The sequence below is a fragment of the Synechococcus sp. CCY9202 genome, assembly GCF_034931685.1.
GTDB lineage: Bacteria > Cyanobacteriota > Cyanobacteriia > PCC-6307 > Cyanobiaceae > CBW1002.
In genome coordinates, this window is the sequence record NZ_JAYGID010000075.1 from 1 (window position 1) to 5,267 (window position 5,267).

3 protein-coding genes and 1 pseudogene are annotated in these 5,267 nt (G+C 49.6%); 2 read left to right on the top strand and 2 right to left on the bottom strand.

Features of this window, described 5'->3' with window-relative positions; all coding sequences use genetic code 11:
- Positions 1–994: 994 nt before the first annotated feature.
- Entirely contained in the window at positions 995–2,083 is a 1,089-nt protein-coding gene (locus VB777_RS10630) for a glycosyltransferase family 4 protein (RefSeq protein WP_323248819.1), read from the bottom strand.
- Positions 2,080–3,240: a polysaccharide pyruvyl transferase family protein gene (locus VB777_RS10635; protein ID WP_323248821.1), complete on the bottom strand. Its 1,161-nt coding sequence runs from the start codon at positions 3,238–3,240 to the stop codon at positions 2,080–2,082. The genes VB777_RS10630 and VB777_RS10635 overlap by 4 nt, the downstream gene beginning before the upstream one ends.
- Before the next feature lie 444 nt (positions 3,241–3,684).
- Here VB777_RS10635 and VB777_RS10640 point away from each other — a divergent pair.
- Together VB777_RS10640 and VB777_RS10645 are read left to right on the top strand one after the other, a co-directional pair.
- Positions 3,685–4,201 (top strand): annotated as a pseudogene (locus VB777_RS10640) (transposase); the annotation flags it as partial.
- A gap of 141 nt (positions 4,202–4,342) precedes the next feature.
- Positions 4,343–4,960, top strand: coding sequence for an ISAs1 family transposase (locus VB777_RS10645; protein WP_323248823.1), 618 nt, complete (start codon positions 4,343–4,345; stop codon positions 4,958–4,960).
- Positions 4,961–5,267: the final 307 nt, after the last annotated feature.

The following is a 5,267-nucleotide window of genomic DNA, read 5'->3' on the forward strand; positions in this document are numbered from 1 at the left end:
AGCGAGGTTCAGCCTCCAAATCGCCGAATTCAGGCTGATCGGAGCCTGATCGGCGATCAAAATGTTCATCAGGGACAAATCAAGGCCAGGCGCCCTCCTTGAGCGCTTGTTGTCCAGAGGTTCCTTAGCTAGCAACTGGGTAAAGTGCTAGATTTAAGCAGATGTTCAGCTGAAAAGATAGTCATACCCAATTCGGCCCTTACAATTCCCAAATGAAGGAAACTCTCACCCAACCGAAAATGCATTGCTGCTCATGGGGCAACATACCCAGGCAGGAAGGTGATCACGGGAGATGCACTTATCGGAAACTGCTCGAATGCATTGGCAATCATATCACACAGCCATATGTTTCTAAATGAAGAAGTGCAGGCAGGACAATCGTAGCTACCGTTCCAACTGGGTGCATAAGTCAATACTTACTGTGTCAACGAATTATACATCCAACCTACAGTTCCACCAAGCAGAATGCAGTGGTTGCCTAGGCAAATGGAACCATCACTGTCGCAGATCAGAAATTCCATCAATATGAACATCTCAACTCAATGACAAACAACGGTAAACTACAAGTCCATAGCTATCGTCATCGGCTGGTGGGACACATCATGCACTGTTTGGTTAATGTCACAGTTTGCTAAGCAGAAGATTCGCACCAGCAAGGTAGTCAGCTTACACCGGTTGTACTGATCAGAATCCTCAGGATTATCAACGAAAGCCACGATCAGAGAAGGGCCGAGTTAGCGATTACTGCTTGCTGTAGTTGACGATGCTCGGTACACCAAAAGGGTGTCCTTGCAATCGGACAATAAGGACTAAACTCATGAGCTCGAATTGGAATGGTCAGGGGTGAGCTCACTTAGGGCAAACGAGTCAAAGGCAAAGTGAGTTGCATTGTGAAGCAGGAAAAGAGTATGCATGAATTACAACTTGCAATATACGAGAGTGATAATTACATTAAGTACTCGAGGGGGGACTAAATGGAGCTCGCGACAGGGAGCTAAGACAAGTAGACAGACAGAATCTCTTCTACTCGTCGTTTCGGGGAATACACCTGGCTCGCAGCAATTGCATCGGTGACAAAAGTGCTCTGATCGGAAGAAACAATCATTTCATACTCGAGAAAGGCAACAAGAGAGCTTCGAAAGTCAGAGAAGTCAAGTGCTAGGCCAACATCCGATGGAAAAACTGTGTTAAGTGGGCTTATGTCATTAAAGATGGGGAGCAGCCCAGACGAGGCAGCCTCTACCAAAGTTAAACCAAACCCCTCGTACGAAGAAGGAAGCACAAATACGGAGGATTGGTTGATTAACGAAGCAATATGGGAATTATCTGGTTTATGGTAGAAAAAGACATTTGTAAGCCCATGCTGCTTGGCGAAGGCAATCAGATCTTGCAGAGGATAAGAAGAGCAGACATGAAGAACAATGTGAACATCGTTGTTATTGAGAAACATAAGAAAGTTCAGCAAAGAAACAAGGTTTTTATTGCTTGAAGTTCGGCCCCAGTAGAGCCAGTTCCTAACACCAGGAGGGTGCACTGCAGGATCAACCCCAAATGGATTCATCCTGACTACATTTAAAGATAGACGAACGTTGGGCACAGGCGACAACCTAGAAAACGCCAGAAAGTCGGCTTCCGAGATTGCAAATACTGTATTCAGCTTTCCAAGTGCATAGCGCGCCCATGTGGATGCATACAGCTTCTTGATTAATGGAAACCTGTTATGATGGTAGAAACCTCCATGCGTAGTAAGATACTTTTTGGTTTTCGGCAACAAAGTAAGGGCGATAGCAACTAGTAGGCCTAACTTTGGGTCATGTAGGTGAAGGATGTCAGCAGAGCGTAAGACTTTGCTAAGTCTTGAAATTCTAGACGGACTAAAGATATCATAATGGGTGAAATATAGAACACTAACTCCGTCCGCCGTTATTTCTCTTGCCGAGTCTGATACTAATGTGTGTCGTGACAAGCAGATGACATATACCCTATGATTCAAGGATGCCATTTGAGTAGCAAGACTCTTAACTACAGATTCAATTCCCCCAATTACAGGATGGTACGTAGGAGTAAAATGTACGATAATCATTTTGGGATGCAGTCGTCTAAGAAGTCGTGTGCCAATAGAGATAGCTCGGAGATTTTACGATTAACCTTAGGCCAGTCAATAGTAGGAACCATGAGCTGGTGCGAATGCACACGGTGCAATTCTAAAAATGTATTATCGATGCCAAAAGTAGATTTGAGTTGCAGAAATCTTGTGCCCCCCCTGCCTGCATTAATCAAAGAATAGAACGGAGTGTTGAAGATCAACGAAAAGACACTTCCATGGAAAGAATCTGTGATTACAAGATCGGCATCCATCACGCCTTTGAGCCAATTCTCGGGAGTGGGTGAATCAATGACGTCGATTCCAAAGTGCTTTAACATCTGATATTGTCGGTTTAGGATCGACTTGTAATTCATTGGAAAGAATGAAAGCGCACGGAGATTATGTTTCTTTGCAAAAGAAGATATAAACTCACAAGTGGCAACCGTGGGATCTAGAATATATGCAAATAAATAGCTACGGGGATAGGGGAATGATGCATTGCCTGCAAGTGCTGCATAGGTTTCTCTGTTTATTACAAAGGTTGGATCCGGCATTAGGCTAACAGCTCTATCAGCCAAGCGAGAAATTAGTTCGGCTCCTGATTGCTCTCTACAAGAGAGTTTAGCAAAAGACTGTAGGAATGAGGCTATTTGTTGAGATTGAGTTGATGTAAATCGATTTGAATCATGCCCCAAAGATGGGGCAAAAGCTACTCGCCTAGTCGTTCTAGGCACATCTAACTGAGCGAATGCAAAGTTAAGGCTTGGAAATGAAGTTGGATTCCATATCTGATCGCTTCCGCATATGAATAAATCAATATGGTTGGCCGTAGCCCATTGAGAAAGGCGAACATCACCAAAGAAAAGCTTGTCTGAATTTGGAATATGTTTAGTCTTGAAGAATTGAGTGGCAACCAATGGATAAGTGCTCAGAAAAGAGATGTTGAACCTCTTGGCTATCATTGAAACAAAGATTATTCCTTTCCACTTCAAAGAGACAAGCAATTCGAGGGCAATACTTTTTCTGGTCCGTCGTCTTGTCAATACGAAAGGCAAGCATCCTTTGCGCTTGCATATTTCAACCAAGGAATATGACTGAAGAATTCCACCAATATTATAGGTAAGCGGCAATGAGATAATTCCAACTTTAGTCATAAAGAAAGACCGACAAAGAAATAATAGAATTGCATAACAAGTGCTGCCACCAAAGGCAGCTCAGAAAGTGGAGAAAGGTACCAACAGGTGAACCGAATAAAAGCTTAGCCTGACACGCAAATATCAGTCAGAGAGCATGACGTAAGAGCATTCGAAAAAGTCAAGGAAAGAAGTCAGAATCTAAAGACAAGTGGCTGCCATAAAGAAAGTTATTGCAACGTGTCTGGCTGCCTCAAGGGGAAAGAGTCCCTGAGATTCCTGTTTACCCGCAACGAGCCGGAATTCATGGCGCTGCCACCCGGGCAGATCATGCCGCTTTTACAGATAAGCCGCCTGCGGCTTCGGTTCCGAGCGGAGCTTCTACCTAGTGCTCCACTACTACGGCAAGGAGGCTGCAGAATATGCCATCCAGTCAAGGGAGAATGACGGACTGGCACTGAGCAGATGCAAGGCCACTATGAGAGGAGCGGCCCTCTGTTCTCCTACGTCTCTACCGAGGAGCGGCTCCCAAGGGCCATCCTCTGCGGCAGGTGCGTCAGCTGGCGCATCAGGAACTTGATCGGCCTAACCCCACCAAATGCCGGCCGTATCCCGAGGGCGGCAGGCGCTCATCAATAACCCCTGAGCAACAATTGATGGCCCTGATGCTGCAGGCGATCTACGGCATCCTCTCCGCGCGGATGCTCAACGAGCAGCTCGACTACAACCTGCAGTTGCAATGGCTTGTCGGCCAAACCCGGACGATCGGGTGTGGCATCCGACCACATTCACCAAAAACCGGGATCGACTGCTGAACGAGGAACTCATGGGCCAGTTTCTGGAGGTGATGCTGGCTGCTCCAGATGTCAAGCCGCTGCTGAGTTCCGAGAAATTCTGCGTGAATGGCACCCTGTTGAGGTCCTGGGACTCCCACAGCTCCCTGGAGCGGATCAAAGAAAACGACGACGATTCACCACTACCCAGGGAAAGATAGGGATTCGGCGAGACTGCCGGCAAGGAGAAAAAACGCGCCAGGGGAGGCAGGGCTGATTCAAAGTGTGTCACAAGCTCTCTTGCCTGGGCTGTCAGCATGGGTTGAGGTCGGCGGAATCGCGCCCTTGCTGTGCCCGAAACCGTTCTTCCCGCAATTGATCTCGACCTGATCAGCTTTCTGAAGGCGATTCCGGACGCGCGGATGCGGCGCGGGATCCGCATTCCGGCCTGGTATCTGCTTCTGGTGGCGGTGCTGGGAATCCTGAGCCGTTGCCAGAGCCTGCGGGATCTGGAGCGTTTTGCCATCCGTCACCACAGCGTGCTCACCGAGGCGCTGGGCATCGAACTCAGGCGTCCGCCCTCCGATTCCGCCTTCCGCTACTTCTTCCGCCAGGTGGACGTGGCGGCTCTCTGCGCTGCCATTCGCGACTGGACGATCGCCCAGATCCCCGGTGGTGCAGCGGATCTCGATCAGCTGGTGTGTGACGGCAAGACCTTGAGAGGCTCGATCGAGCCCACCGCCGGTGGCGGTTCGGCGTTCATCGCCCAGGTGACGCTGTATTCGGCAGCCCTGGGCGTAGCCATCAGCCAGGCCTGCTATGCCACCGGCGAGAACCACGAGCGGGCAGTGCTCAAAACGCTGCTCGGCGAGCTTGATCTCGAGGGCGTTCTGATCCAGGCAGATGCGCTCCACACCCAGCGCCCGTTTTTCAACTCCTCCAGGAGCAGGGGGCCGACTTCATCCTGACGGTCAAGGGCAACCAGAAGACGTTGCATCGCCAGATCTGCAGCCAGTTCCAGGGAAAGCGCACGATCCCTTTTGTGGCAACGGATCAGGAGATCAGCCATGGCCGCGACATCACCTGGTCGCTGCGGGCAAAGGAGGCACCGGAGCACATCCGCGAGAGCTGGGTTGGCACCAGCTGGAGCTTGCGTCCCCTGTGTTGGTGTAAATCCCTGGGGACCTCAACCCCGGCGTAGCCGGGGTTGAGCGCGCACCTCAGACGTTCCGCTCAGCGGCCAGCGTTGCAAGGGGTGGGCAGGCCCGTGACCCT

Coding starts and splice junctions, on each gene's coding strand:
- VB777_RS10635 (WP_323248821.1), bottom strand. CDS start 3,240: ATGACTAAAGTTGGAATTATCTCATTGCCGCTTACCTATAATATTGGT.
- VB777_RS10630 (WP_323248819.1), bottom strand. CDS start 2,083: ATGATTATCGTACATTTTACTCCTACGTACCATCCTGTAATTGGGGGA.